Consider the following 26,229-nt stretch of genomic DNA (forward strand, 5'->3'; position numbering starts at 1 on the left):
GGGCTTTGGGGAGCGCTTTCACGGGCAGTTTTCCCCCTGTCGCCAACCTCACGTATCCGTCCCGCGGGCGGGGGCCTAAAATTTGTGTTACTTAACGGTAGTTAGCGCCGCCAGTACAGCACCTTTTGGAGCGTGAGAGACCTTGGCCGGATCGGCTGATTTCGACCTGTACCGCCCGTCCGAGGAGCACGACATGCTCCGGGACGCGATCCGCTCGCTGGCCGAGGCGAAGATCGCGCCGTACGCCGCCGCGGTGGACGAGGAAGCCCGCTTCCCGCAGGAGGCGCTGGACGCCCTGGTCGCGAACGACCTGCACGCCGTGCACGTCCCCGAGGAGTTCGGCGGCGCCGGTGCCGACGCCCTCGCGACGGTCATCGTGATCGAGGAGGTGGCCCGCGTCTGCGTGTCCTCCTCCCTGATCCCCGCGGTGAACAAGCTGGGCTCGCTGCCGGTGATCCTCTCCGGCTCCGAGGACCTGAAGAAGAAGTACCTGAGCCCGCTCGCCAAGGGCGACGGCATGTTCTCGTACTGCCTCTCCGAGCCGGACGCCGGTTCGGACGCGGCCGGCATGAAGACGAAGGCCGTCCGCGACGGCGACTTCTGGGTGCTGAACGGCGTCAAGCGCTGGATCACCAACGCGGGCGTCTCCGAGTACTACACGGTCATGGCGGTGACCGACCCGACGAAGCGCTCCAAGGGCATCAGCGCCTTCGTCGTCGAGAAGTCCGACGAGGGCGTCTCCTTCGGCGCCCCGGAGCGCAAGCTCGGCATCAAGGGCAGCCCGACCCGCGAGGTCTACCTCGACAACGTCCGCATCCCCGCCGACCGCATGATCGGCGAGGAGGGCACCGGCTTCGCGACCGCCATGAAGACCCTGGACCACACCCGCGTCACCATCGCGGCCCAGGCCCTCGGTGTCGCCCAGGGCGCTCTCGACTACGCCAAGGGCTACGTCAAGGAGCGCAAGCAGTTCGGCAAGCCGATCGCCGACTTCCAGGGCATCCAGTTCATGCTCGCCGACATGGCCATGAAGATCGAGGCCGCCCGCCAGCTCACGTACGCGGCCGCCGCCAAGTCGGAGCGCGGCGACAAGGACCTCACCTTCCAGGGCGCCGCCGCCAAGTGCTTCGCCTCGGACGTCGCCATGGAGGTCACCACCGACGCCGTCCAGCTCCTCGGCGGCTACGGCTACACCCGCGACTACCCGGTCGAGCGCATGATGCGCGACGCGAAGATCACCCAGATTTACGAAGGCACGAACCAAGTCCAGCGGATCGTGATGGCGCGGAACCTGCCGTAAGGCGTTCTCGCAGGTCGAAGCAGTACAAGTCGAAGCACCACAAGGGGCACCCTCGCGGGTGCCCCTTGTCGTTGGCGTCACCCGAGCAGGCGGCGGCCCTCGGCGAGGAACCCGGCGATCGCCTCGGCGTCGCCGAGTTCCTGGACCGGCCGCGCCGCGCCGAACGGCGCGTTCCAGAACGAGCCCGCGGCGGGCACCGCCTCCGGTCCCACGTACGCGTAGGGCTCGTCCAGGAACCCGTCCCCGGGGGAGATGCCGTAGCTGACCTTGTCCCAGGTGATGCCGAGGTCGAAGTGCTCGGGCCACAGCACGGGGTTCTCCCGCGGGGCGAAGTCGCGCAGCGCCTGCCGGCCGAGGCCGAAGCTCCCGGTGATCCTCAGGGCGGCGTCGGGGTCGATCGTCAGCGGGTCCGACACGGTCAGCCCGCAACCGTCCTTGTACAGATCCCGCGGCGCTCCCGGCTCCACGCCGGCCGCCTCGCCGAGCTCGGCGAAGGTTCCGCGCAGCGGGAGCCGGCGCCCGTCGGCCACGAGCTCCAGGCCGTCCAGCCGCAGATCGGGCTCCTTCGTCGTGGCGAAGCCGGTGGACGTCACGCCGAGGCGGATCGTGCCGGAGCGACGGTACTGGGGCCCGGCCATCATCAGCTCGGCCAGCCCGTGCAGGCTCTGCCGCGTCCGGCTGAAGGCTGTCTCCATCATGTGGTCCTCTCGACGACGGACGTGGGGTCCGGAGCCGGACCAGGACGAGTCGGCGCACCCTCCTCCGGCAGGGGCCGCGGTACGGCGCGGTGGCCGGCCGGTGAACCGGGGCGTGCCGCCACTGTCCCGCAGGAAGGGGCGCGTCGCACCAGCAGAAGCCGTCGGCCGCCACTCGTCGCGGCCCGGGCCTGCGCCGACCTCACGGCGTCGGCGTCGCGAGCCGAACACCCGGATCGGTGATCAGTCCTTCCGCATCCGGACCCAGGTGAGACCGAACCCGTAGGCGCTGTCCATCTGCTCCTGGACCGAGCGCCGCAGGGTGCCGGTGAACCAGCGGACCTCGCGGCTGACGGTGAGGCCGCCCTCCGCGGGTGTGGCCAGGGCGATGGCACAGCCCGTCGCGCCCTCGGGGGAGTCGTCGAGCGCGATGCGGAAACCGCCGGACGGGGCGGTCACGGTGGCCGTGGCGCCCAGGCTCCGGAAATCCACGGCGCCGCTGTACACGTACACGTGGAAGAGCAGGTGGCGGAACAGTTCGCGCCGTTCCAGGTCCACCCGGAGCGTCTCCCCGTCCGCGGACGCCCCCGTGCGGTCGTCCTGGTCGAGTTCCATGTACGGCCACCGCGACAGCGAGCCGAAGGTGTTCCCCAGCGGCTGTACGGCCGCACACGTGCCGTCCGTGAACGCGGCCATGCAGCCGAGGTCGAGGTCGGCCCCGGTCCCCGGCGGCCGGTTGAGGTTCACCTGAAGGACGCCACGCCCCGTGATGCGGGCCCTCGGCGCCGACCTGGTCAGCATCGTCTCGGCCCGCGCGACGGGAACCCGCGGCACCTCACGGGCCGGCGGGTCCGCGCGCCGCGCGCCGGTCCCGGGCCCGACGCCGGGCGCGGGCCTCAGGCGGATGGTCGCCCGTCGGCGTTCGTCGTTGCTCAACTTGTCCCCCTCGCGCCGCCGTCGGGGAGTGTGGCGGGTGTCGCGAGTTTATGCGCGGAGCGTGTCTGCTGGAGTACTCTCTGTGCCCTCGGTCGCGCGTCTGGTGCGTGTGAACCGGCGGGGGACACGACGGCACGTGACACGGGTGGGGATCCAGGGTCGCCGTCGACGCGCCCCCGCGTCCGTCGTGTTGTGGGGGTGGGCATGCCGTCAGGCGCCCTGATGGACCGTCATGTGATCGCGCAGAGCATCGAGGAACTCGCGGAGCGGCCGGCGCTCGGAACCCGGAAGGAAGAACTGACCGCGCTCGCCGCGGCACTGCGGAACCGGAACGCCGACGAGCTGGACCCGTGGTCCGAACTCGATCTCCTCGCCGCCTACGCCCGCCCCGAGAGCCTCCGGGCACCCGGCGGCCGGGCCGCGGAGCACGCGCTCTGGTCCTACGCCGAAGGAGCGCTGGGCGCGCTGGTCTTCGTACCGCTGATGCTCACCTGGTACGGCCTGACCCGGGCGTCGAGCGCCTACGGAGCGCTCACGGGCGCGGATCCGAGGGCCGCCTCCCGGCCGTTCCTCCAGCTCTGGCAGTCCGGGTTCGAGGGGCACCTGACCGGCGCCTTCACGTTCGGCCACGTGGCGATGAGCGCCACCGTCGCCATCGCGCTGCTCTTCGCCCTGGTGCTCGTGCACGGCCTGCGGCGGTCCGCCGTCGCCCGCCGGGAGGAGGACGCCGACCGCGGCCGCGAGGAACTGATGGCGGCTCTCGTCCCCGCGCTGACCCGCGCCCAGCTCGTGCTGAACGGGCAGCGGTCGAGTTCCCCCCAGCGCTTCGCCGCCGAGCTCACCGAGTCCGCCGCGACACTCAGGCGGCTCGGCGACAAGGCGGTCCGGGTCCAGAAGGAGCTGACGGCGGCGGCCTCGACCGTCGGTGAGGCGGTGCGGGGCGCGGAACGCACGCTGGCCGGGGTCGACACCTCCGTCAGGCCCCTGGAGATCGCGGTCGGCCGTGTCGAGGCCGCCGTCAGCGACGGCGGGGCGCGGGTCGGCAAGGCGCTCGACGACGTGCGCGAGGCGAGCGGTGAGGTGCGGCTCGCCGTGCACGGCGCCGGAGACCGCGTCGAGGAGTCCGTCACCGTGCTGGCCGCGTCCCAGCGGGCCTACGCCACCGGTATCGAGGTGACGTCGGACATCTCGGCCCAACTCCTCGGCCGGTTCGGCGAGGTGGCCGAGGACACGGCCCGCGCGGTCGATCAGTCCCAGCACGCGGTGCGTGAACTGAACGCCCAGAGCGGTGCGTTGCGGGCGGTCGCCGACGAGTTCGCCCGGCTGGTGGCCGAGTTGAGGTCGGGCGGCCCCGCGCACTTCGGCCCTCCGGGCCAGGGGGGCCAGGCAGGCTACGGGGACCAGGCAGGCCACGCGGACCAGGCGGGGCAGACGGTCTGGTTGGCGGGTGGCCACACCCACGGGTATTTCCGGTCCCCGGACGCGGGCCGTGCCTCCTCCGCCGACGCGGGCCACGCTCCCTCCGACGACGTGGGCCACGCTCCCTCGGACCGGTTCGGGTCGCCCGTGGAGCAGGCCGACGCTCCCGCCGACCGATTCGGGCCCCCCTCCGGTGACCCGGGCCACCCCGGCGCCTCGCGGCCCGACCCCCGTCGTCAGCCCCCGCCGCCTCCCGCGCCGCCCCTGACCGAGGCCCGATGAAGCGCGGCGGAAGGTTCCAGCCCCTGCACATGGCGGGCTGGCTGTTCGCGGACATGCTGCTCGTCCTCGCCCTGGTGGCCATGGGCGACCAGGGCGACCCGCAGGCCGCCGAGAAGCGCCCCGCCTCCTCGTCCTCGGCCCCGGCCGCCGGGAAGAAATCCCGGCACACCGGCCCGCGGGCGGTGGTCCGCACACCGGTCAAGGTGGCCGTCGACGCCGCCGAAGGCGACGACGGAGGCATCGTGCGGGCACTGCGCGGTGCGACCGCCCGCTACCGGGGCCGGCAGGCCGCCTTCGTGCTGACCTTCGGACGCCACACCGACCCGGGCGCCGGAGGCCGCTACGCCCACGAGGTCAACGCCCTGCTGGAGAAGGCCCGTCCGGACATGTTCCGTGCCGCCACCACCCGCGACTTCTGGAAAGGCGGCGCCTCCCCGGGGCACGCCGACATCGAGATCTACTTCTACACGTACTGACCCGGAGGTACGAGACCTTGCAGATCCTGCCCTTCTACCTGCTCTGCGACGAGTCCGGGTCGATGATCGGCGAGCCGATCGACGCCATCAACGGCGCGCTCCCGGACCTGCACCACGAGATCAGCACCAATCCGACCGTCGCCGACAAGACGCGCTTCTGCCTCATCGGTTTCTCCGACAGCGCCACCGTGCTGCAGCCGCTCGTCGACCTCAGCGACATCGACTCGGTCCCCGCGCTCGCCGCGGGCGGACTCACCTCGTACGGCGACGCGTTCCGCACCCTGCTGCGCTGTGTCGAGGCCGACGTGGCGGGACTCAAGGCGGAGGGCCACGAGGTGTACCGCCCCGTGGTCTTCTTCCTCTCGGACGGGATTCCCACCGACCCGGACTGGGACCAGGCGTACAAGGAGGTCACCCAGTCACGGTTCTGCCCGAAGATCATCGCCTTCGGCATCGGCGAGGCGCAGGAGTCGACGATCGCCCGGGTCGCGAACTTCCGGGCCTTCATGCAGCAGGACTCCTCGGTGTCACCGGCGCAGGCGCTGCGCGAGTTCGCCTCCAGCCTCACCCGGTCGATCGTCCGGTCCGCCGGGAGCATCGGCGCGGACGGCGGCAACGGGTTCACGCTGGCCGTGGACGACACCGTGCCCGGCTTCTCCATCGTCTCTCTCGACAAGATGTGAGGTGCCATCCATGGGGAACGACATGAACGCCCCCGGACCGTCCCGGACCGGCCCGCACCAGACCGCCCAGCACCAGACCGGCCCGCACCGGCCAGGTCCGCGCGAGCCAGGTCCGCGCGAGTCCGGTCCGCACGACCCGGCCGCGGTCGAGCCGGACCGGGCCGGCCCGGAGCTCAGATGGCCGGACGCGCGGCAGCCCGACCCGCTGGAGGCGACCTGGCAGAGCGTCGACCAGGTCTTCAACGACCAGTCGGAGTCCGACGCGCCCTTCGCCGTGCCGGGCACCGGGCCCGGGACGTCCGCGAACCCGCCCGCCGGGCCGCTCCCGCCGTGCGCGTACGGGCCCACCCCGCAGTCACCGCCGCCCTCGACGTACGAGCCGACACCGCTGTACGTACCCGTGCCCGCCCCTGTCCCCGTGCCCGCCCCTGTCCCCGCGCCCACACCCACACCCGCATCCACCCCCACGGCCGCGTACGCGGCCGAGGAGTCCACCGCCCGGACCGGAGCCGTCCGGACGCTCGGCGCGCCGCCGCATTCCGGCCCCAAGCCCCCGCTGTACGCCCCCGAGCCCCGGGAGCTTCCCTCGGTCCGGGAGGACCCGACCGCGGCGCTGACGCCCGACATGGTCGTGGACGGCGCCGGGTACGGCGCCCTGACCGTGCGGGCGGCGTCGGTGCGCGGCGACTCGCACCGCTATCAGGGCGAGCCGCGCCAGGACTCGCTGGCCGTGGTGCGCCTCGGCGCGGCCGGCCCGGACGGACTGCTGCTGCTCGCGGTGGCGGACGGCGTGGGATCGGCGGCGCGCTCCCACGTCGGCTCCCAGGAGGCCTGCCGGCTCGCCGCGATGGAGCTGGACGCCGTGTCCGCGGACCTCGCGGAGACCCTGCGCACGGGCGATCAGCCGGGGTTCGCCGCCCTCGCGGACACCGCGGTGGGCCGGGTCGCGACCCTGCTCGCGCACCGCGCCCGTGAACACGGCGACGACCCCGCCGCGTACGCCACCACCCTGCGCGCCCTGCTCGTGCCGCTCGATCCCCGGGTGCGCACCCGGGGCTTCCTGGCCGTCGGCGACGGCGGCACGGCACTGCTGCGCGGCGGGGAGTGGAACCTGTCCCTGACCGACCCCGAGCACGACGGCGACGGAATGATCGACACCCGTACCGCCGCCCTGCCGCACGGCCACCGCGCCCGCGCCCTGCTCCTCGCCCCGGCCCTGCCCGGCGACGTCCTCGTGCTGTGCACGGACGGCCTGTCCACACCGCTCGCCGGCGACGCGGAGATGCGGGAGTTCCTCGGGTCGGGATGGGGGCGTGGAGCGGCGCCGGCGCCGGCCGACTTCCTGTGGCAGCTCCAGTACCGGGTGAAGTCGTACGACGACGACCGCACCGCCGTCGTCCTGTGGGAGGCCGTGCCGTGAGCGCCGACGACGGCGCCGACGTGACACTCGGCTCGCTCACCCTCGGCGCGCGCGTCGGCGACGGCGGCCAGGGCGAGGTGTACGACGTCGTCGGTCCCGGCCGGCTGCTGTACAAGAGCTATCGCGAGCCGGGGAAGGCCGACGGGCGGGAACTGGCGGCGCTCGTGGCGCTGCGGCAGGGGCTCGCCCCGGCCGACCGCGAGCGCCTGGACCGGGAGGCGGCGTGGCCGCTGTGCCGGGTCGTGGACGGCGGCAGGGCGACCGGCTTCCTGATGCGCCGCGCGCCGGACTCCATGACCTGGCCGACCTCGCGCGGCGAGACCCGGCTGACCGACCTGTCCTATCTGCTCCGGCCGCCGAGGCCGGCCTGGCAGGCCGTCGCGCAGCCGTCGCCCGCCGAGCGGTTCGCGCTGGTCGTGGCCGTTCTCGGGCTCTTCCGGTGGCTGCACGCCCTGGGTCTCGTCGTCGGTGACGTGTCCCACGCGAACGTGCTGTGGACGGTCCGGCCCGCACCGGCCCCGTATCTCCTGGACTGCGACGGCGTCCGCATGGCCGGGCGGCCCCCGGTCCTGGAACAGGCGGACACCCCCGACTGGCACGACCCGCTGGCCGCCGCCGGCACCGCCACGGTGGACAGCGACCGCTACAAGGCGGCTCTGCTGGTGGGCCGTGTCGTGAGCCAGGACCCGTACGTGACGCCGGGCAAGCCGCTGCGGCCGCTGTCCGGTGTCCTCGACGACCGGCGGGCCGACGCGGTCCGTGACCTCTGGGAGGAGGCGTCGGGCCCCCGGGGCACCCGACCTCACCTGGGCCAGTGGTGCACCGCCCTGGCGGGCCGCGACACCATCCGCCTGATGGCCGCGGAGCCGGCCCCGAGGCCCGTCGTCGACCGGTCCAAGTTCGACGGCCCCCGCACGCGGGGCCGGATCACGCTACGAAAATGACCCGCCGACAGCCGGCGAGCGGCGGTGTCGGCGGGTCGGTCGGCCGGCGGTGACCCCCGGTGACGTGGGCCTCGTAGGCGACGGCGGTCGGAGGCGGGTCAGTTGCCCGAGACCGTGACCTTCTCGTCGTTCTTGAGCTCGTCCACCAGCGTCTTCAGCTTCGTCTTGTCCCAGACGAGGTTGCCGCCGACGGAACCGGAGATCGGCATGTTCATGGACTTGCCGTCGCCGCTGGTGACGCCCTTCATGGCCCAGAACATGTCGGCCAGGTCCCACAGGCTCATGTCCTTGTCGACGACCAGCGAGTCCAGGCCCGCGCCCATCGTCGGGTACAGCTTGAAGGGGTTCAGGACCGTCGAGGGGGTCGCGACCTGGTGGGCCAGGGCGGCCAGGAACTTCTGCTGGTTCTTGGTGCGCTGGAGGTCCGAGGCGGCGAAGGCGTGCCGGGTACGGACGAAGGCGAGGGCCTGCTCGCCGTTCAGCGTCTGCTTGCCCGCCTTGAAGTCGGCGCCGGAGTACTTGTCCTTGAAGCCCTGGTCGAGGTTCATCTCGACACCGCCGACCGCGTCGACGATGCCCGCGAACCCGGCGAAGCCGATCTCCACGTAGTGGTCGATGTGCAGGCCGGTGTTGTACTCGATGGTCCTGACCAGAAGCGTGGGACCGTCGAACGCGTAGGCCGCGTTCAGCTTGTTCTGGCCCAGCGGGCCCTTGATCTTGCCGGACTCGGAGCCCTGGAACTTGGGGATCGTGACGTTCGAGTCACGCGGCAGCGACAGCAGCGTGGAGCCGTTGCTGCCGGTGTGCAGGATCATCATCGAGTCCGTGCGCTTGCCCTCGGCGGAGCCCGTGTGGAGCTTCTTCTTCTCCTCGGCGGACATGCCGGCGCGGCTGTCGGAGCCGACGATCAGGTAGTTCGTTCCCTCGCCGGTCTCCGGCCGGTCTATGACCTTGGAGAGATCCACGTCACGGTGGAGCTTGGAGTCGGCCCAGAAATACGTTCCGACGGAGACCACGACCAGCGCGGTGACCAGCGTGATCGCGGTCCACTTGATCCGGCGCCGCCAGTTCGGCGCGGGGCGCCGCGGGTACGCGCCGTCCCCGCCGGGGCCCTGCGGACCGCCGGGGCCGTTCCCGTACACCTGGCCGCTGTTGTAGCCGGAGTCGTACCCGTTGTCGTAGCCCTGGCCTTCGTCGTAGCCCTGGCCGTCGACGTACGAGGGCTGCCGGGGAACCCCGGTCCCGTACGGCGGCGCACCCTGGCCCGGGGCGGGTGCGGCGGGCCCACGACGGACCTGGCGCATGACGCGGGCGCTCTCAGGCTGTGCGCCTGCGCTGCCGCGTCCGTAGCGGTTGCTGCGGTTGTCGTCGGACCACCCGTCGGGCCAATCATTCATGCGGACCAGTGTGCCGCTCTCCACCAGGCCCCTTACAAGAGAGCAGGGAGATCTGGGTCACGCCTGTTGCAGAGCTGATGCAAATCGACTGCCGCGCGCCCGGCATAAGGTGGAGGACATGACAGACCAGGCCTCCAACCCGGAAAGCGACATCCCGGGCAAGCCGACCTCCGCGTCCAGGACCACCCTCAGCCACATCATGACCCACAACGACACGAACCTTCTGGGGTCCGTGCACGGTGGCGTGATCATGAAGCTCGTCGACGACGCGGCGGGCGCCGTGGCGGGGCGGCACTCCGGCGGGCCCGCGGTCACCGCCTCGATGGACGAGATGGCCTTCCTCGAACCCGTCCGCGTGGGCGACCTGGTCCATGTGAAGGCCCAGGTCAACTGGACCGGGCGGACCTCGATGGAGGTCGGCGTGCGGGTCCTGGCCGAGCGCTGGAACGAGTCCACCCCGCCTCAGCAGGTCGGTTCGGCCTACCTCGTCTTCGCCGCCGTCGACGCCGACGGCAAGCCCCGCCGGGTGCCCCCGGTCGTCACCGAGACCGAGCGTGACGAGCGCCGCTTCCAGGAGGCGCAGATCCGCCGCACCCACCGGCTGGCCCGCCGCCGCGCGATCATGGATCTCCGTGAGAGGCGCGCCGCGGAAGGCCTCGCCGACTGAGTACGCACCCTCCGGCGAGCGTCCGGGGCCGGGCGGGCGTCGGGGGTCAGGAGCACACCACCTGGTCGCCCGTCACGACCCCGGACTCCCCCTGGGCGGGATCGTCGGCCCGTACCCGGGTGACCTTCCTGTAGTCCGCGCCGGCGATCACCTTCAGCAGCGGCCCCTGCCCGGGGACCGCGCGCAGCTCGGCGCCGGGCAGCGCGGTCGCGAGGGACTTCGCAGAGCGGTCCCAGCGGGGGTCGTACGCGACGACGGTGCGCCGGACCCCGGAGTCGTGGCCCGTCGTGGGCCGGCCCGTCGTGCGGAACCCGGTGGCGGCGAGCGCGCCGTCGACCCGCTTGCCGAGACCCGTCGTGGAGGTCCCGTTCTCGATCTGGACCCGGATCTGCTGCGGGGCCACCGCGACCCGGACGGCCTTCGGCCGCGGCGCCCCGGGCGTCGCGAGCGGCTTGTCCTCGCGCAGCTCCTGGAACAGCTTCCGCGCCTTCGGCTCGTCCCATTTCAGGGTGGAGCCGATGCCCTTGACGGCATAGGCCATCTGCCCGATCGGCACGGTCGTGAACTCGGACGAGGACGGCGAGAAGTTCCGCATCGCGCGGCCCAGGTCCAGCAGCTCGTCCGTGCCGAACTCCTTGTCGGCCCGCACCGAGCCCAGCACCGCCCGGGTCACGTCCCGGAACTTCATCGGGTTCAGCAGCACCCCGGACGACGTGGCATGGGAGACGAGGGACGCCAGGAAGCGCTGCTGGCGCTTCATCCGGCCGAGGTCGGAGGAGCCGTCGGTGTGCCGGGACCGTACGTACTGGAGGGCCTGTCCGCCGCCCAGCAGATGCGGGCCGGCCGCCAGGTCGAGGCCGGTGTAGCGGTCCTTCAGCGGCTGCGCGGTGCAGATACGGACGCCTCCGAGCACGTCGACCGTCTTCATGAAGCTGGTGAAGTCGACCTCCAGATAGTGGTCGATCTTCACGTGGGTCATGTTCTCGACGGTCCGCACGGTCAGGGTCGGGCCGCCCTCCGCGTACGCGGCGTTGAGTTTGAGGGCGTGGGGGCCGTGCCGCTTCCCGGTGACCGCGTCGGTGTGCTCGGGCGCCTCGGCGTAGGAGTCGCGCGGCAGGCTGACGATGCTGGCGCGCTCCCGGTCCTCCGAGATGTGCACGATCATGACCGTGTCGGTGCAGTGGCAGGGCGTGCCGCCGAGCCGGTACTTCCGCCGCTCCGCCTCGGTGATCTTCTCCCGGCCGTCGGTGCCGACCATCAGCAGATTCATGCCGTGCCCGCCCTCGGGCCGGTTCTTCATGTCCTTGAACGGGTCGACCCGGGCGATGTCCGCGTCCAGGCTGTTCAGCACCGCGTGCCCGATGCCCGCCGAGGCGAGGACCACCACGGAGACGGTGGTCAGCGCCCGCATGGCCCAGCGTGGCCTCCTGCGCCGTACGGGGCGTACGGGGCGTCCGTCGGAGCGCCGGGCCGGGCGCCGTGCGGGAGACGGCCGTGGGGGGCGCTGAGGGCGGACGGGGGAGCGGGGCGGCGTGGGCAAAGGGAACACCTCCGCGAGGCGGGACGGGGGAGGGAAGCGTTCCGCGGGCCGGACGGAGCCGCGTTCCGCTGGCGTGGGGATCCGTGAGCACGGTAGGCCGATACGATCTGCGGCCCGGTCCTTACGCCGGGCGGCGCGCGACCGTGTCCCCCGTTCGCGGTAACGTGAGCGCCGATGAGCGAGAAGTCTGACGTGCGGTCCCCCGCCGTTTCTGTGATCATGCCCGTCCTCAACGAGGAGCGGCATCTGCGCGGGGCCGTCCAAGCGATCCTGGCGCAGGAGTACGACGGCGAGATGGAGGTCGTGATCGCCATCGGTCCCTCCACGGACCGGACGGACGAGATCGCCGCCGAACTCGTCCGTGAGGACCCGAGGGTCCATACGGTGCCGAACCCGACCGGCCGTACGCCCGCGGCGCTGAACGCCGCGATCAAGGCGTCCCGGCACCCCGTCGTCGTGCGGGTCGACGGGCACGGCATGCTCTCCCCGAACTACATCGCCACCGCGGTACGGCTCCTGGAGGAGACCGGCGCGCAGAACGTCGGCGGCATCATGCACGCCGAGGGCGAGAACGACTGGGAGCACGCCGTCGCGGCCGCCATGACGTCGAAGATCGGCGTGGGCAACGCGGCCTTCCACACGGGCGGTGAGGCGGGTCCGGCCGAGACCGTGTACCTCGGTGTGTTCCGGCGCGAGGCGCTGGAGCAGCAGGGCGGCTACAACGAGGAGTTCATCCGCGCCCAGGACTGGGAGCTGAACTTCCGTATCCGTGAGGCCGGCGGGCTCATCTGGTTCTCGCCCGAGCTGAAGGTGTCGTACCGTCCGAGGCCGTCCGTCAAGGCGCTGGCCAAGCAGTACAAGGACTACGGCCGCTGGCGGCACGTCGTCGCCCGCTACCACGAGGGCTCCATCAACCTGCGCTACCTCGCCCCGCCGACCGCCGTCTGCGCGATCGCCGCGGGCGTGGTCGTCGGCGCGGTGCTGACGCCGTGGGGTCTGGCCGTCCCGGCCGGTTATCTCGCGGCCATCGGGCTCGGCTCGCTGCCCGCGGGCAAGGGGCTGCCGGCGAAGGCCCGGCTGCAGATCCCCGTGGCCCTCGCGACGATGCACATGTCGTGGGGCTGGGGCTTCCTGACGAGCCCGAAGGCACTGGCCCGGAAGGTCATCGCGTCCCGGCGTCCCGCGGTCCTCAGCGGCGCCAACTGATCCTTTCCGTATACGCGTCGGGCCCCTCTCGAAATCGGGAGGGGCCCAACTCTCTTTCGCCGTCGGCCGGTTCTACGACCAGGAGTAGTTCGGGTCGACGTGCATGCAGGCGCCGGTGTCCGAACCCTTGTCGAGCTGCGCGGACTTGGGCGTCGAGTCGTCGTCCTCGGGTGCCTTGTACGCCGTGCCGTCCCGCCAGTCGGCGCCGACGACGAGCGTGACCCCGGAGACGTCCGCCGACTTCTCCACCGCGTGGGTCGAGATCCCGAGGGCCTTGGCGACCCGCAGGGCGTCACCCTCCAGATCGGCGCTCGGGTAGCGGATCACCGTGGCGTCCTCGGACGTCGACGTCGACGGGTCGGCCTTCGCCTGCGTGAACCCCTCGCCGACGAGCAGCTCGCTCACCGCGCTCGCGCGTCCGGGCACCGGGGCGAGCGTGGTGGTGCGGGTGCCGTTCTGCACCTGCACCGCGATCTTGTCGTCCGCCGCGGCCGGGTCCGAGGAGGTCCTCTCCGCGGTCTTCTTCTTGTCCTTGCCGTCCAGCGCGATGTCCTCGCGCAGCAGCCGCCAGACCTTGTCCGCGTCCGTCGGCTTGGGCAGCACGCGGTTGCCGTCGCTGGAGTACACCCACGGCATGGTGGTCATGGTGATGCGCTTGGTCGGGACCTTCTTCAGTTCCTTGCTGAGGTCGTAGAGATCGGTGACCGAGCCCAGGCCCTGGTCGACCGTCAGCGCGCTGGTGGCCGTCTCGGCGAGGCCGCGCAGCTTGCCCGGGTTGCTCAGCGTGGCGTTCTCCCGGAGCTGGCGCACCATCGAGTTCATGTACTGGTGCTGGGCCTTGGTCCGGCCGATGTCGCTGCCGTCCTCGAAGCCGTACCGCGTCCGCAGCCACTGCAGGGCCTGCTTGCCCTTGACGGACGTCGTGCCCTTCTCGAGCTTGAGCCCGGAGCCGTGACCGGTGGAGGTGTGCGAGTAGATGTTGGCGTCCACACAGACGGGGACGCCACCGATCGCGTCGGCCATCGACACGACACCCGCGAAGTCGACCATGACGAAGTGGTCGATGTGAATGTCGGTCAGCTTCTCCCAGGTGGCGACCGTGCAGCCGGGGCCGCCGCGGCCCAGCGAGTCGTTCGTCATCGTGAGCGAGGTGCTCGCGGCGTAGGTCGTCCCGGTTTTCGGGTCGGTGCACTTGGGTAGCTGGAGCAGGGTGTCGCGCGGCATGCTCACGACCGACATGTTGGTGCGGTCCGCGGACAGGTGCAGCAGCATCTGGACGTCCGCGCGGGCCGGTGTGTCGAAGGTGTCCTTCGCGCCGCCGAGCTTCTGGTTCTCGGTGGAGTTCCGGGCGTCCGAGCCGATCAGCAGGATGTTCAGCGGGGTCTGGCCCGCCGCGTTCGGTTTGGTCTTCGCGGCGCGGTCCTTCGCGTCGCCGATGTTCAGGTCGTCCCGCTTGAGGTTGTTGTTCAGGTGCCGGTAGTAGAGATAGCCGGCGCCCGCGGTGCCGAGTATCAGGACCGACAGCACCAGCGCCGACCAGCGAAGTATTCGGCGTCTGCGCCGGGGGCGGCCCGGGGTCCCGTGCCGTCCGTCGTCCCCGTCGTGCGGACCGCGCCGCTTCGGGCCGGGTGGCACGCTGCCGTCGGCGGGGCGTGTGCCGTCACCGTCGGGCCGGGTGCGGACGCCGTCCGCCGTTCGAACGGACTCGCCGCCCTCGTCGTACATGCTGTCGTCCCAGCCCAGTTCGCCGGCCTGCGGGACACGCGGTCGTGCTCCCTCCCCGCGCACACTGCTTTGCGCCATCTCCCAGCCTCTCCCCACCCTGCGCCTGACAAACGGGTCCGTCGGGCGTCCGGCCGGGCGTTTCCACACCCGGCCGGACAACCGCTCGCGCCCTGTAGGACGCCTGACGAACCCGTTAGGTCACTTCGCGCACACCGTTTTGTCCGCCGTGGACTTCTCCACGTCCGGCGCCTTCGTCGCAGCGGTCAAAGGCACACCGGCGCCCTTGAAGTCCTTGCCCAGGGTCAGCACGATCGCGGGCAGCCCCTGTGAGTTCTTCTCGCTCTTGCCGGGCTTCATCGCCGAGCCGGACAGCCCCATGAGATCCGCCAGCTTGCGTGCCTGGTCGGCCTGGTCGGGAGAGTACTCCAGGGTCGTCCTGCCGAGTGTTTCGTCGGCGTTGCCGAGCTGGCTGGACTTGAGCACGCCCTCATCATTCTGCAGCCAGTTAAGAGTTTCCTGTGCGGAGCCGGCCTCGGCCCCGCCGTTGTAGATGTCGACGCGGATGTCGGAGGCGGCGGAGCGGGAGCCCTTGAGGCGGGCGGCCACCGCGGCCTTCTCCTTCTTCTCCTTCTGCTTCACGGCGGTGAAGGAGACGTCGTTCTTGATCGCGTCGAAGACCGACTGGGCCGTGTTCGGGTTGACCACGACGGTGGCGTGCACCTTCTCGGCCGGGTTGTCTATCACCGGAACCGTGGTGAAGGTGATGTTCTTCGTCGGCACCTTCTTCAGCTCCAGGGCCATGTCCTTGAGCGTGCTGACCTTGCCGATGCCGGTGTCAACGGTCAGTGCCTTGGTGGCGGCCTCGGCCAGCTTGTACAGCTTGGTGGGACTGGTGAGGGTGTCGCTGGAGCTCATCTTGCGCATCAGGGAGCCGATGAACTGCTGCTGCACCTTGATGCGGTCGAGGTCGCCCTGGTTGCCGAAGCTGTGGCGGGTGCGTACGAACGCGAGGGCCTGCTCGCCCTCGATGGTGTGCTTGCCGGCCGAGAGCTTGAGGTGCGAGTCGGGGTCGTTGACGTCCTTGGCGACACAGACCTCGACACCGCCGACCGCGGTGGTCAGCGTCTTGACCGCGTTGAAGTCGGCCATCATGAAGTGGTCGACCGTGATACCGGTGACGGCCTTGACCGTGTCCATCGTGCAGCCGGGGTTGCGGCCTTCCTGGCCGAGGCTGGTGTTGAAGCGGACGTTCTCGGAAGGGTTGATGACCTTCTCGGTGCCGTCCTCCTGCTTCGACTTGCACTCGGGGATGTCGACGATGAGGTCGCGCGGAATGCTCATCGCGGTCGCGTTCGTCCGGTCCTTGGAGACGTGCAGCAGGATGTTCGTGTCGGCGTGCCCGACGCTGTTCTTGTCTCCGTAGCCCTCGTTGCCCGCACCGGTGCGCTTGTCGGTGCCGATGATGAGGATGTTGAAGGCCTCGTCCTTGCTGAAGCCGTTCTTGGCGGAACTGCCGACGTCCTCGGTCTGGACGTTGCCCTCGAGGTGCTTGAGGTAGGCGTACGCGGCGCCCGTGACGGCCACCAGGACCAGCGCCATGATGCCGCCGGTCCAGAGCAGCACCTTCTTCGCCTTCGACTTCCTGGGCTGCTTGGTGCGCCCGCGCCGCCGCCCGGGAAGGGGCTCCGGCGGCTCGGCGCGCCGTCGGCGCTGTCCCGGCACGTCGGGGCCGGGCGCCCCGCGTTCCTGTCCTGGTGCCTCACGGTCCCGTCCCGGTGCCGCGCGGTCCCGGCCCGGCGCGCTGCGGGTGCGCGTCGCCGCGGAGGGTGTACCCCTCCGCGGTCGCGGCACAGCCGATTGCGCTCCGGAAGGGGACAGTCGCAGTTCGTATTCACCGGTGTTCGGGTTGAGCACCCATTGGTCTGCGGGGTCGATGTCGTCCGCCCGCCCACGGCCTTGCGCGTCCACGGTTGTCTGAATCCTCCGTCGGGGCCACGCGGCGCCCTTTCCCCCTCAAAAGGCGCTCGGGTCTCGGTCAAGCAGTGCGCGATCCCCGAGGACGGACCTCGTGGCCGGGCGCACCGGATCGCTCACACTATCCGCCCAGTTCAGCGTCCAGCGACGGCCGTGACAAATTCGACGTTCATACAACCGGGCAATCCGCCCTATTTTCAGAGACTTCTTAGCTTGCCTGTTCCCCGCCTTGGCGCTCGCTTTACCCGCAGGCGTCCTGAGCGGCCGTGTTGCCGCGGAAAGTCGGAGCCGGATCGGGGGTGCCGGAGAGCCGGACAACCCCTATTGACGTCGACATTCCGTCGCCGGCCGACTCCCCTTCGTAGTCGCGGAAGGAGTTTCCGTACAGACTCACGGAATGCGGTGACTGCCCCTGGGCCGGCCTCGCGGGCGGCTCCTTCACGACCGCGACGGGCTCGTCCGCGCGCAGCCGCCGGAAGAGCCGGGCCGCGGCCGGCTTCACGAGCTGATCACGGTTGGCGTTGAGGACGTAGGATGTCCGGGGCACGGTCAGGAACTGGATGTCCTCGGTCGGGATGTCGCGCATGCCGCGCGCCAGGTCGTACAGACCGCGCAGACTCGCGAGTCCCGGGTCGGTGGTCAGCGACGAGGTGGCCGCGTCCAGCACCGGATACAGCTTCGCCGGGTTGAGCAGGACGTCGTCGCCGCGCACCTTGCTGATCAGCGCGCCGAGGAACTTCTGCTGGCGGTCCATGCGGTCGGTGTCGCTGCCGTTGCCGATGCTCTTGCGGGCGCGCACGTAGCCGAGCGCCTGCTCGCCGTTGAGCACGACCTTGCCCGCGGGCAGGTTCAGCTTCGCCGCCTTGTCGTGGATCGGCTTCCTCAGGCACACCTGGACGCCGTCCACCGCGTCGACCATGTCCTTGAAGCCGTGGAAGTCCACCACCATGTGATGGTCGACGCGGATGTTCGTGAGCTTCTCGACGGTCCGGATCGTGCAGGCCGAGCCGCCCACCTCGAAGGCGTAGTTGAACATCGCGAACATGGGGTCGGTGCGGGTGCCGTCGGGGCGCCGGCAGCTCGGCACGTCCACCATCAGATCGCGGGGCAGCGACATGGCGGTCGCGCTGTGCCGGTTCGCCGAGAGGTGCAGCAGGATCGTGGTGTCGGACCGTTCCGTCCCCGAGTCGCGGCCGTACTTCCTGTTCCCGGCCCCCGAGCGCGAGTCGGACCCGATCAGCAGGATGTTCTGCGCGCCGCGGACCAGCGCGGTGGGCCGTTCCTTCTCGTACCGGGCGAGCTCGGCGGCCGCGTCGTTGTCGGCCGTGATGTTCCCGTTCAGCTTCTCGTAGGCGGCCCAGCCGACCGCCACGGCGCCCAGGACCACCACGGCCGCCCCGGTCGCCGTCCAGCGCAGCCAGCGCCGCCGCCGGCGGCGCCCGGCCCCGGTGGGCGACGCTCCCGGCCCCTGGTCCTCCGGGCTTCCGGAGGGACTGCCCGCGGTGTCGGTCACGTCGGGACCACCACCCCTCATGGCGTACGAGCGTGTCTCGCTGCTCCTACGACCATGTCCCGACGCGGCAGGTGAGGGGTGCCGCTGATGGGCCGAACGGGGGACGCCCCGGCACGGAGGGTGCCCCGGAGCGGGGACGCCCCGGCACGGAGGGTGCCCCCGAGCGGCCCGCCGGGCACAGGGTTCTAGCGGGCCGTCGCGGTCACCCGCTCGCTCTCGATGCGCCGGGCGAGCGCGTCGTCGTCCAGCCGGTCGAGATGGCGGCACAGCACCACCGACCCGCCGGTCGCGAGCGGCGCGTACAGACCCGCGGTCACGCCCTCCCAGGTGTCGTACGGGAGCGCCGACAGGATGCGGGAACCGGGGCCCGTCAGATCCAGCCCGGGAGCGTCGCCGCGGGCCTGCTCCACGACCTCCGCGCCCGTGAGCGTGGCCCCGGCGACGATCAGGGCCCGGTCCTCCGGGTCGACCGGCGCGTACGGCGCGAAGCGGTCGCCCTGGCTCGGCACCTCGACGGCGTAGTCGGCGTAGCCCGCCGGCGGTGTCGGGAAGCGGCGGCCCAGCGGGGCGAGCGAGAGGGCGACACGCTCACCGGAACAGGCGAGCCCGGCGTCGAACAGGCCGGGGCCCGCGACGACGTGGTCGGCGGCCGCCGGGTCGCCGCCGAGATCCGCGACGACGCCCACCGAGGAACAGGCGAGCAGCCACACCGCCGTCTGCCAGTGCGCGGGCAGCAGCAGCGCGACCCGCTCGCCGGGCTCGGCGGCCATCTCGCCCTGGAGCAGGTTGGCGGTCTTGGCCACCCAATTGGCGAAGGTGGCCACGGACAATTCGACCCGTTCGCCCGTCGCGTCGTCGTAGAAGGTCACCAAGGGACGCGCGGGGTCCTCGGAGAGCGCGGATCGCAGCAGGTCGGCAGGGGTGCGGTCGGTGGCTTTCACGCGCGCAAGCGTACGCGGGGGCGCCGCGCGGCACGGGCCGAGCGCGCCACCGGTTCGGCGGAGCGCGGTCCGACGGTCCGTCAATTCCGCGATGGACAGATTTGTATGACTATGTCGAGGATCAGGAGCATGCGTGGATTCCTTGCTTCCTCGGTCGGCGTCACCTGCGCGGCCGCTCTCGCCCTGCCCCTCACTCTGCCCGCCACCCCGGCACAGGCCGGGCCGGCGACGCTGACATCGGAGGCCGCCGCTCCCGGCAGCACCCAGTCCCTGCCTCTGGTCCCCCTCACCCGCAGACGCTCGCTCGGCGCGACCGCCTCGACACAGGGCCTCACCCGCCGGAACGTACGGCCCTTCTCGCTGGTCGGCGTGGTCTGGGACGACCCGGCCACCGAACTGAACGGCCGTGTCCAGGTCCGCACCCGGGCGACCGGCACCGGCGACTGGTCGGACTGGCAGGACGTCGAGGCCCACAACGACGAGCACGCCGCCGACCCGGACACCGCCGAGAGCGCGTCGAGCCGGGTGCACGGCTCCACCGCACCCCTGTGGGTGGGGGACTCGGACGGCGTCGAAGTCCGCGTCGAGGCGGAGCGGACGACGCGGGACGCCGCGGACGGTCAGGAGCCCGAGGAGGGCTCCGCGGACGGCCCCGAGACCCGACGCGCGGACGACCCCGAGGCCGGACGCGCGGCCGCCCCCGCCGCCGCGTCGCTGCCCGGCGGCCTGCGCCTCGAACTGGTCGACCCCGGCGGGGACCCCCCGGGCCCGGACGTCCGGACGGCCGGACGGACCGGGGGCGCGCCCGCGGGCCTGCGCGCCAGGAGCGTGCACGGGAGCGTGCAGGCGGGCGTATCGGACGGCCTGCGTGCGGGAGCGACCGAGATCCCCGCGCTCTCCCGGGCGGCGACGCGGCATACGTACTTCCCCGGCGGCACGGCCCAGCGGCGCGTGACGCCGTACATCGGACCGCGCCCCCGGATCGTCACACGGCGCGGCTGGGGCGCGAACGAGAACCTGCGCGAGCGCGGCTTCCTCTACACGAAGACGGTCAAGGCGGCCTTCGTGCACCACACCGCGTCGGGCAACAAGTACACCTGCGCGCAGGTGCCTTCGGTCATCCGCAGTATCTACCGGTATCACGTGGTGAGCAGCGGCTGGCGTGACATCGGCTACAACTTCCTCGTCGACAAGTGCGGCAACATCTACGAGGGCCGTGCGGGAGGCGTCGCCAAGGCGGTCCAGGGCGCCCACACCCGCGGGTTCAACACGAACAGCATGGGGATCGCCGTGATCGGCACGTTCGGTGCCACGAAGCCCACCGATGCCGCGCTCAAGGCCATCGCCCGGCTCACGGCATGGAAACTCGGTCTGTACGGTGCCAATCCGCGTGGCAAGACATACCTGAAGTCGGCCGGTGGCAATCTCTACCGAAAAGGAAAGAACGTACGACTGAATGTGATCTCCGGCCATCGGGACGGGTTCGCCACGGAGTGCCCCGGACGGCTTCTCTACGGCAAGCTCGGCTCCGCCCGGACGACCGCGGCCCACTACCAGGGCCGGTAGACCGCCGTACGGCCGCCGGGAACGGCCCGGCCGGCGACGGACCGGCCGGGCCGCGCCGGCAGAGATCACCCGAAGTCACGGCAGAGGCCCGTCGAAGGACACCGCACGGCCATCGAGGGCGCCATCGAACGGTCTGCATACACTGGCCGGCCGAAAGACAGTTCGGCCGGTCCCGGCAGGAAGCAGAGACGACAGGTGACAGAAGCGATCCTCCTGGTCGGCGGCAGAGGCACCCGGCTGCGCCCGCTCACCGTGCGCACGCCCAAGCCGATGGTTCCGGCGGCCGGTGTCCCCTTCCTCACGCACCAGCTCGCGCGGGCGCGCGCGGCGGGCGTCGAGCACATCGTGCTGGCGACCTCCTACCTCGCCGAGGTCTTCGAGCCGTACTTCGGCGACGGGTCCTCGCTGGGCCTCCACCTCGAGTACGTCACCGAGGAGGAGCCGCTGGGCACCGGCGGCGCCATCCGCAACGTGGCCTCCCGGCTCAACTCGGGCCCCGACGACCCGGTCCTGATCTTCAACGGCGACATCCTCACGGGCCTCGACATCCCCGCGCTGGTCGCCGTCCACGAGACGACCGGCGCGGACGTCTCCCTGCACCTCACCCGCGTGGAGGACCCGCGCGCCTTCGGCCTGGTCCCCACCGACGCCACCGGGCGCGTCACCGCCTTCCTGGAGAAGCCGCAGAGCCCCGAGGAGATCGTCACCGACCAGATCAACGCGGGGGCCTACGTCTTCCGCCGCTCGGTCATCGACACGATCCCCGCGGGCCGCCCCGTCTCGGTCGAGCGCGAGACCTTCCCGGAGCTCCTGGCCACCGGCGCCCACCTCCAGGGCATGGTCGACTCCACCTACTGGCTGGACCTCGGCACCCCGCAGGCCTTCGTCCGCGGCTCCGCCGACCTGGTGCTCGGGCGCGCCCCGTCCCCGGCCGTCCCCGGCCGCTGCGGCGACCGCCTGGTCCTGCCCTCGGCCACGGTGGCGCCCGACGCCAAGCTCACCGGCGGCACGGTGGTCGGCGAGGACGCCCGCATCGGCGAGGGTGCCCGGATCACCGGCAGCACGATCCTCGCCGGAGCCGTCGTCGAACCCGGCGCGGTCGTCACCGACTCCTTCGTCGGCGCCGGCGCCCGCATCGGCGAACGCACCGTCCTGACCGGCACGGTCATCGGCGACGGCGCGGTCGTCGGCCCCGACAACGAACTCCGCGAAGGAGTCCGAGTCTGGTGCGACGCCCAACTCCCGGCAGCCACGCTGCGCTTCTCATCGGACCAGTAACCCGACGAACCCCCGCCGGAGGGGCGAAGAACTCAGCCCCTGAAGTTTCAGCCCCTCCGGCGTTTGAGGAGCGGGGTCCGGGGCGGAGCCCCAGGTTCGCCTAGAGCAGCCCGATGTCCGTACGCGGCATCTTCGGCGTACGCCGCGGCGGCGTACGCCCGGAGAGCAGAATCAACCGGGCCGCCCGATGCCGCTGCCCGGCATACGGCTCCAGCAACTCCAGCATGACGGAGTCGTCGGCGTCCCGGTCCCCCGCCAACGCCCACCCCACGATCCCCGGCAGATGCAGATCCCCCACGGTCACGGAATCCGCCGAACCGTGACTCCGCTGCACGACCTCCGCGGACGTCCACGGCCCGACACCCGGCACCAACTCCAGCCGCCGCCGCGCCCGCACGGGATCGAACCCGACGGCCTCCTCCAGCCGCGCGGCGACCCGTACGGCCCGCAGAATCGTCGCGGCCCGCTTGTCGTCGACCCCGGCCCGGTGCCACTCCCAGGACGGGATCAGCGCCCACGTCCGCGGCGCGGGCATGACGTACATCCGCTCGGGAGCGGGCCCCGGCGCGGGCTCCCCGAACTTCCGGACGAGCAACCGCCACGCCCGGTAGGCCTCGTCGGTGGTGACCTTCTGCTCCAGGACGGACGGGATCAGCGACTCCATCACGAGCCCGGTCCGCAGCAGTCTCAGACCGGGCCGACGATGCCGGGCGAGCGCGACCAGCCGGTGCCGCGGCTCGAAGGCTCCGGGATCGTCGGCGGCGCCGAGCAGGTCGGGGAGCCGGTCGAGGAGCCAGTCGGCCCCCGGTCCCCAGGCCGTGCCACGGGCCACCGCGCCGCGCAGGACGACCCGCAGCGTTCCCGGCCCGGCGGGCGTTCGGCTGGTCCGCCACACGGAGCCGTCGGGCGTCGTGCGGAACGTCGGATCGCCGGGTCCGCGTCGCAGCGGTCCGAGGACGAGCCCGAGATCCAGCGGCCCGTCGGGGGTCCAGGTGCGGACGCGTCCGGGCTCGGCCCCTTGGCGGGGCACTCCGCCCGGCACACCGCCGGGCACCACGACATGACCGCCGCGCACGGTCGTACGCGTCGGCCGGGGAGCGAAACGTCCAGACACGGATGAGGTCCTAGGGATACTCGGGCTGTCCTACGAGGGTAGGCGCTCACCCCCGCCAACGTGCCCAGACGCCCGAAGCACCCCCGGACCGCCGCAAACGACCGAAGGAGCACCCCACCCCGCCCGGAAACGCACCCCGCCGGGTCAAGGCCTCCCGCCAGTCACCGCACCTCGAAGAAAGCGGCAGCGTCCCGCTCCGGCCGGGCCCTCGGCTCCTCCGCCGCGTGTCCGACGGCCACGGCCCCCATCGGGTCCCAGTTCTCCGGCAGCTCCAGCACCTCACGGACGACGTCACGGCAGAACATCGTCGACGACACCCACGCGGAGCCCAGCCGCTCCCCGGCCAGCGCGACCAGGAAGTTCTGCACGCCCGCCCCGGTGGCGACCACGAACATCTCGCGCTCGGCGCCGTCGCGCCGCACGTCGCCGTAGGTGTGCGACCCATCCATGACCAGGCACGGCACCACGAGGTACGGCGCCCTGCGCAGCACGTCGCCTCGCCGGACCCGCTTGGCGATGGACTCCTCGCTCTTCCCGTCGCCCCGCAGATCCGCGATCCACGCGTCCCGCATGGCGTCGAGCAGCCGCGTCCGAGACGCCTCCGACTCCAGGAGCACGAACCGCCAGGGTGTGGTGTGGTGCGGCGCGGGAGCGGTCACCGCCGCCGCGACCGCACGGCGCACGGCACCGGGGTCGACGGGCTCGTCGGTGAAGGCCCGTACCGTACGCCGCTGGGTCACGGCCTCCCGTACGGCCTCCGAGGTGCCCAGGCGGAACATGTCGTCCCGCGCGTCGCGCACCATCGCCCGCGCCCCCGTGCCGTCCCCCTCGGCCACCAGGTGCGCCAGCCCGCGCACGACGGCGACGGGCAGCCCGGAGGCCTTGCCCTTGACCAGGTCACCGGCGGCGGCCAGCTCGTCGGCGAGGGCCACGACGGTCGCGTTCAGGGGGTTGCCGTGCGCGTCGGTGCGGCCGCGCAGGTCGTCCAGCACCCGGACGCCCGCGGCGCCGATGGCGACGTCGGTGAGGCCGGTGCGCCAGGGCCGCCCGAAGGTGTCCGTGATCACCACACCGACGTCGACGCCGAGCGTGTCCCGCAGTCCCTCACGGATGGCCCGCGCGGAGGCGTCGGGGTCCTCGGGCAGCAACAGCACGGTCCCGGCGGGGGTGTTGGAGGCGTCGACCCCGGCGGCGGCCATCACGAGGCCCTGCCGGTTCTCGACGATCCGCAGCATGCCGCGCCGTGCCACGACCCGGACGGTCTCGGCGTCGATGGCGTCCTCACGGTCGGCGGCCTCGACCATCCGCCCCTCGGCCTTCGACACGATCTTGGAGGTGACGAGCAGCACGTCCCCGTCCGCGAGTCCGGGCCCGGCCGTCGCGATGAGTTTCGCCAGGTCGTCCCCCTGGCGCACCTCGGGAAGTCCGGCCGGCGCCCAGACCCGGTAGCCCGCGTCGGCGGGCCGCTCCTGGTGGTCCCCGCCGGTGTGCGTTCCGGCGCGCCCGGCCTCGCCGGGAACCGCCGCGTCCATGGTGCTCACGGCGTCCGTACCTCCTCCGCCAGTGCCAGCGCCTCTCGAGCCATCCGCGCGGTCGCTTCGAGGTCGGACATCATCAGCGGTACGGCGCGGCAGCGGATGCCGGCCGCTTCGACGCGCTCCACGGCGGAGGCGTCGACCGTGTCGACGAGCCAGCCGTCCAGGAGGCCCGAGCCGTAGTGTTCGGCGACCGCGGCGGCGGTGGACTCGACGCCCACCGCGGCCAGCACCTTGTCGGCCATGCCGCGCACGGGCGCGTCACCGACGATGGGGGAGAGGCCGACGACCGGCACGCTCGCCTCGGCGATGGCCTCGCGGATGCCGGGCACGGCGAGGATCGTGCCGACGGAGACCACGGGGTTGGACGGAGGGAAGAGGATGACGTCCGCCTCGGCGATGGCCTCCAGCACCCCGGGAGCGGGCTTCGCCTGTTCGGCGCCGACCGGCACGATCGCCTCGGCCGGGACGGAGGCCCGCAGCCGGACCCAGTACTCCTGGAAATGGATCACCTTGCGCTCGCCCGCGGCCCCGGCCGGGTCGCCCTCCGGCAGCGTGACGGCGACATGGGTCTCGACCCGGTCGTCGGACATGGGGATGAGACGCACTCCCGGCTTCCACCGGTCGCACAGCGCTTCCGTGACGGCGCTGAGCGGATAGCCGGCGCCCAGCATCTGCGTCCGCACGATGTGCGTCGCGAAGTCCCGGTCGCCGAGCCCGAACCACTCGGGTCCGAGCCCGTACGCCGCGAGTTCCCCCTTCAGATGGAAGGTCTCGTCGGCCCGCCCCCAGCCCTGCTCCTCGTTGATGCCCCCGCCGAGCGTGTACATCACCGTGTCGAGGTCCGGGCAGACCTTCAGCCCGAAGAGGTGGATGTCGTCGCCGGTGTTGCCGATGACCGTGATGTCCGCGTCCGGCACGGCCCGCTGGAGACCACGCAGGAACCGTGCACCACCGATACCGCCTGCCAGAACCACAATGCGCATGGGGTTCAGTCTCGCAGGCGGGTACGACAACGCGTCAGCCGGTTGCCGGACCTCGGCGACGGCGGGCCGCTGTCCGGCGCGAACGCGTCACACCGTTTCGGCGACCGCGCAACGCGCCGCGTGCATCGGCATCTCGGTGAGGCCCGGGTAGTAAACGTGCAGGCTGACGGCCGGTTCGAGCGTGTCGTTGACGACCTCGTGGACGTAGCCGGGCGCGAACACGCGCTGCGCGCCGGAGCCCAGGGCGTGCGTGCCCCGCTCGGTGTGCTCGGTCAGCGCGCCGTCGAGGACGGTCAGCACGCCGGAGGAGCCGCCGTGGTCGTGCAGCCCGCTGCCCTGTCCGGGCACCCAGGACAGGAGCCACACCTCGTAGCCGGGCCCCGTGCGCAGCCGGTGGTACCAGCGCGAGGCGGCGTCGTAGCGGACGAGGTGTTCCCACTGGGAGCGGTCGGCGGCGATGGAGCGCGCCAGGCCGGCGAACTCGGCCACGGTGGAGGGGTGTTCGCGCGGCGGCTGGAGCAGGTGCGGGACTTCGAGGATGTCGCCGGCGATCTGGACGTCACTGTCGCTGTTCATGGGTGCGGTGGTTCCTCGGCGGGAGAGTGCTGGGCTGTCGCTTGCCGTTTCCGCCC

Annotated in this window: 22 protein-coding genes; 10 read left to right on the forward strand and 12 right to left on the reverse strand. The window is 71.9% G+C overall.

Annotated features, from left to right (window positions below; genetic code table 11):
• The first annotated feature begins 142 nt into the window (after positions 1-142).
• Complete coding sequence (locus tag ACWEBX_RS19065; protein WP_384795626.1) at positions 143-1,300, forward strand: acyl-CoA dehydrogenase; 1,158 nt, start codon at positions 143-145, stop codon at positions 1,298-1,300.
• A 77-nt stretch (positions 1,301-1,377) separates the two neighbouring features.
• On the opposite strand, the gene ACWEBX_RS19070 is transcribed toward ACWEBX_RS19065, so the two are convergent.
• Positions 1,378-1,998, reverse strand: a complete 621-nt coding sequence (locus tag ACWEBX_RS19070) for a hypothetical protein (RefSeq protein WP_451885996.1) — start codon at positions 1,996-1,998, stop codon at positions 1,378-1,380.
• Between the two features lie 240 nt (positions 1,999-2,238).
• Positions 2,239-2,931: a tellurium resistance protein gene (locus ACWEBX_RS19075; protein WP_451885997.1), complete on the reverse strand. Its 693-nt coding sequence runs from the start codon at positions 2,929-2,931 to the stop codon at positions 2,239-2,241.
• Positions 2,932-3,135: 204 nt separating this feature from the next.
• Here ACWEBX_RS19075 and ACWEBX_RS19080 point away from each other — a divergent pair, with 204 nt between their 5' ends.
• From ACWEBX_RS19080 to ACWEBX_RS19100, 5 genes are read left to right on the forward strand one after another with little or no spacing between them, the layout of a single operon-like run.
• On the forward strand, positions 3,136-4,632 hold the full coding sequence (locus tag ACWEBX_RS19080; RefSeq protein WP_451885998.1) for a methyl-accepting chemotaxis protein: 1,497 nt from the start codon (positions 3,136-3,138) through the stop codon (positions 4,630-4,632).
• Positions 4,629-5,108, forward strand: a complete 480-nt coding sequence (locus tag ACWEBX_RS19085) for a hypothetical protein (RefSeq protein ID WP_451885999.1) — start codon at positions 4,629-4,631, stop codon at positions 5,106-5,108. The genes ACWEBX_RS19080 and ACWEBX_RS19085 overlap by 4 nt, the downstream gene beginning before the upstream one ends.
• Before the next feature lie 17 nt (positions 5,109-5,125).
• Positions 5,126-5,791 carry a vWA domain-containing protein gene (locus ACWEBX_RS19090; RefSeq protein WP_384795634.1) on the forward strand — a complete coding sequence of 222 codons (666 nt, stop codon included), beginning with the start codon at positions 5,126-5,128 and terminating at the stop codon, positions 5,789-5,791.
• Positions 5,792-5,801: 10 nt separating this feature from the next.
• A complete protein-coding gene (locus ACWEBX_RS19095) occupies positions 5,802-7,211 on the forward strand; it encodes a protein phosphatase 2C domain-containing protein (RefSeq protein WP_451886000.1) in 1,410 nt (469 codons plus the stop codon).
• Positions 7,208-8,155 (forward strand): hypothetical protein, encoded by a 948-nt coding sequence (locus ACWEBX_RS19100; protein ID WP_451886001.1) that lies wholly within the window; start codon positions 7,208-7,210, stop codon positions 8,153-8,155. The genes ACWEBX_RS19095 and ACWEBX_RS19100 overlap by 4 nt, the downstream gene beginning before the upstream one ends.
• A 98-nt stretch (positions 8,156-8,253) precedes the next feature.
• On the opposite strand, the gene ACWEBX_RS19105 is transcribed toward ACWEBX_RS19100, so the two are convergent.
• Positions 8,254-9,552 (reverse strand): LCP family protein, encoded by a 1,299-nt coding sequence (locus ACWEBX_RS19105; RefSeq protein ID WP_451886002.1) that lies wholly within the window; start codon positions 9,550-9,552, stop codon positions 8,254-8,256.
• Positions 9,553-9,670: 118 nt separating this feature from the next.
• Here ACWEBX_RS19105 and ACWEBX_RS19110 point away from each other — a divergent pair, with 118 nt between their 5' ends.
• Positions 9,671-10,219, forward strand: a complete 549-nt coding sequence (locus tag ACWEBX_RS19110; protein ID WP_451886003.1) for an acyl-CoA thioesterase — start codon at positions 9,671-9,673, stop codon at positions 10,217-10,219.
• A gap of 46 nt (positions 10,220-10,265) precedes the next feature.
• Here ACWEBX_RS19110 and ACWEBX_RS19115 read toward each other — a convergent pair whose 3' ends face one another.
• Complete coding sequence (locus ACWEBX_RS19115) at positions 10,266-11,759, reverse strand: LCP family protein (protein WP_451886004.1); 1,494 nt, start codon at positions 11,757-11,759, stop codon at positions 10,266-10,268.
• A gap of 174 nt (positions 11,760-11,933) precedes the next feature.
• Between ACWEBX_RS19115 and ACWEBX_RS19120 the strand changes: the two genes are divergently transcribed.
• Positions 11,934-12,965 carry a glycosyltransferase family 2 protein gene (locus tag ACWEBX_RS19120; RefSeq protein WP_451886005.1) on the forward strand — a complete coding sequence of 344 codons (1,032 nt, stop codon included), beginning with the start codon at positions 11,934-11,936 and terminating at the stop codon, positions 12,963-12,965.
• A 72-nt stretch (positions 12,966-13,037) separates the two neighbouring features.
• Here the strand turns inward: ACWEBX_RS19120 and ACWEBX_RS19125 are convergent, their stop codons facing one another.
• The 4 genes from ACWEBX_RS19125 to ACWEBX_RS19140 all read right to left on the reverse strand — a co-directional run bounded on the left by ACWEBX_RS19125 (position 13,038) and on the right by ACWEBX_RS19140 (position 19,118).
• Positions 13,038-14,768 (reverse strand): LCP family protein, encoded by a 1,731-nt coding sequence (locus tag ACWEBX_RS19125; RefSeq protein ID WP_451886006.1) that lies wholly within the window; start codon positions 14,766-14,768, stop codon positions 13,038-13,040.
• Positions 14,769-14,888: 120 nt separating this feature from the next.
• Positions 14,889-16,658, reverse strand: a complete 1,770-nt coding sequence (locus tag ACWEBX_RS19130; protein WP_451886007.1) for an LCP family glycopolymer transferase — start codon at positions 16,656-16,658, stop codon at positions 14,889-14,891.
• A 247-nt stretch (positions 16,659-16,905) separates the two neighbouring features.
• A complete protein-coding gene (locus ACWEBX_RS19135) occupies positions 16,906-18,177 on the reverse strand; it encodes an LCP family protein (protein WP_451886008.1) in 1,272 nt (423 codons plus the stop codon).
• A 185-nt stretch (positions 18,178-18,362) separates the two neighbouring features.
• Positions 18,363-19,118, reverse strand: a complete 756-nt coding sequence (locus ACWEBX_RS19140) for a TIGR03089 family protein (protein ID WP_451886009.1) — start codon at positions 19,116-19,118, stop codon at positions 18,363-18,365.
• Positions 19,119-19,247: 129 nt separating this feature from the next.
• On the opposite strand from ACWEBX_RS19140, the gene ACWEBX_RS19145 reads away from it, so the two are divergent.
• Both ACWEBX_RS19145 and ACWEBX_RS19150 read left to right on the forward strand, forming a co-directional pair.
• A complete protein-coding gene (locus ACWEBX_RS19145; RefSeq protein ID WP_451886010.1) occupies positions 19,248-20,684 on the forward strand; it encodes a peptidoglycan recognition protein family protein in 1,437 nt (478 codons plus the stop codon).
• A 195-nt stretch (positions 20,685-20,879) separates the two neighbouring features.
• Positions 20,880-21,962: a sugar phosphate nucleotidyltransferase gene (locus tag ACWEBX_RS19150; protein ID WP_451886011.1), complete on the forward strand. Its 1,083-nt coding sequence runs from the start codon at positions 20,880-20,882 to the stop codon at positions 21,960-21,962.
• A 100-nt stretch (positions 21,963-22,062) separates the two neighbouring features.
• On the opposite strand, the gene ACWEBX_RS19155 is transcribed toward ACWEBX_RS19150, so the two are convergent.
• The 4 genes from ACWEBX_RS19155 to ACWEBX_RS19170 form a co-directional block, all read right to left on the reverse strand.
• Entirely contained in the window at positions 22,063-23,076 is a 1,014-nt protein-coding gene (locus tag ACWEBX_RS19155; protein ID WP_451886012.1) for a DNA-3-methyladenine glycosylase family protein, read from the reverse strand.
• A 161-nt stretch (positions 23,077-23,237) separates the two neighbouring features.
• Positions 23,238-24,608 carry a coenzyme F420-0:L-glutamate ligase gene (locus tag ACWEBX_RS19160; protein ID WP_451886027.1) on the reverse strand — a complete coding sequence of 457 codons (1,371 nt, stop codon included), beginning with the start codon at positions 24,606-24,608 and terminating at the stop codon, positions 23,238-23,240.
• Between the two features lie 5 nt (positions 24,609-24,613).
• Positions 24,614-25,597: a 2-phospho-L-lactate transferase gene (cofD, locus tag ACWEBX_RS19165; protein ID WP_451886013.1), complete on the reverse strand. Its 984-nt coding sequence runs from the start codon at positions 25,595-25,597 to the stop codon at positions 24,614-24,616.
• A gap of 87 nt (positions 25,598-25,684) precedes the next feature.
• A complete protein-coding gene (locus ACWEBX_RS19170) occupies positions 25,685-26,173 on the reverse strand; it encodes a cysteine dioxygenase (protein ID WP_451886014.1) in 489 nt (162 codons plus the stop codon).
• Between the last annotated feature and the right edge of the window lie 56 nt (positions 26,174-26,229).

This window comes from Streptomyces sp. NPDC005070 (genome assembly GCF_053600395.1).

Excerpts from the sequence above, each read along its gene's own strand:
- ACWEBX_RS19170 (WP_451886014.1), bottom strand. The coding sequence starts at position 26,173 with ATGAACAGCGACAGTGACGTCCAGATCGCCGGCGACATCCTCGAAGTC.
- ACWEBX_RS19120 (WP_451886005.1), top strand. The coding sequence starts at position 11,934 with ATGAGCGAGAAGTCTGACGTGCGGTCCCCCGCCGTTTCTGTGATCATG.
- cofD (WP_451886013.1), bottom strand. The coding sequence starts at position 25,597 with ATGCGCATTGTGGTTCTGGCAGGCGGTATCGGTGGTGCACGGTTCCTG.
- ACWEBX_RS19080 (WP_451885998.1), top strand. The coding sequence starts at position 3,136 with ATGCCGTCAGGCGCCCTGATGGACCGTCATGTGATCGCGCAGAGCATC.
- ACWEBX_RS19160 (WP_451886027.1), bottom strand. The coding sequence starts at position 24,608 with ATGGACGCGGCGGTTCCCGGCGAGGCCGGGCGCGCCGGAACGCACACC.
- ACWEBX_RS19070 (WP_451885996.1), bottom strand. The coding sequence starts at position 1,998 with ATGATGGAGACAGCCTTCAGCCGGACGCGGCAGAGCCTGCACGGGCTG.
- ACWEBX_RS19145 (WP_451886010.1), top strand. The coding sequence starts at position 19,248 with ATGCGTGGATTCCTTGCTTCCTCGGTCGGCGTCACCTGCGCGGCCGCT.
- ACWEBX_RS19085 (WP_451885999.1), top strand. The coding sequence starts at position 4,629 with ATGAAGCGCGGCGGAAGGTTCCAGCCCCTGCACATGGCGGGCTGGCTG.
- ACWEBX_RS19105 (WP_451886002.1), bottom strand. The coding sequence starts at position 9,552 with ATGAATGATTGGCCCGACGGGTGGTCCGACGACAACCGCAGCAACCGC.
- ACWEBX_RS19095 (WP_451886000.1), top strand. The coding sequence starts at position 5,802 with ATGGGGAACGACATGAACGCCCCCGGACCGTCCCGGACCGGCCCGCAC.
- ACWEBX_RS19125 (WP_451886006.1), bottom strand. The coding sequence starts at position 14,768 with ATGGCGCAAAGCAGTGTGCGCGGGGAGGGAGCACGACCGCGTGTCCCG.
- ACWEBX_RS19110 (WP_451886003.1), top strand. The coding sequence starts at position 9,671 with ATGACAGACCAGGCCTCCAACCCGGAAAGCGACATCCCGGGCAAGCCG.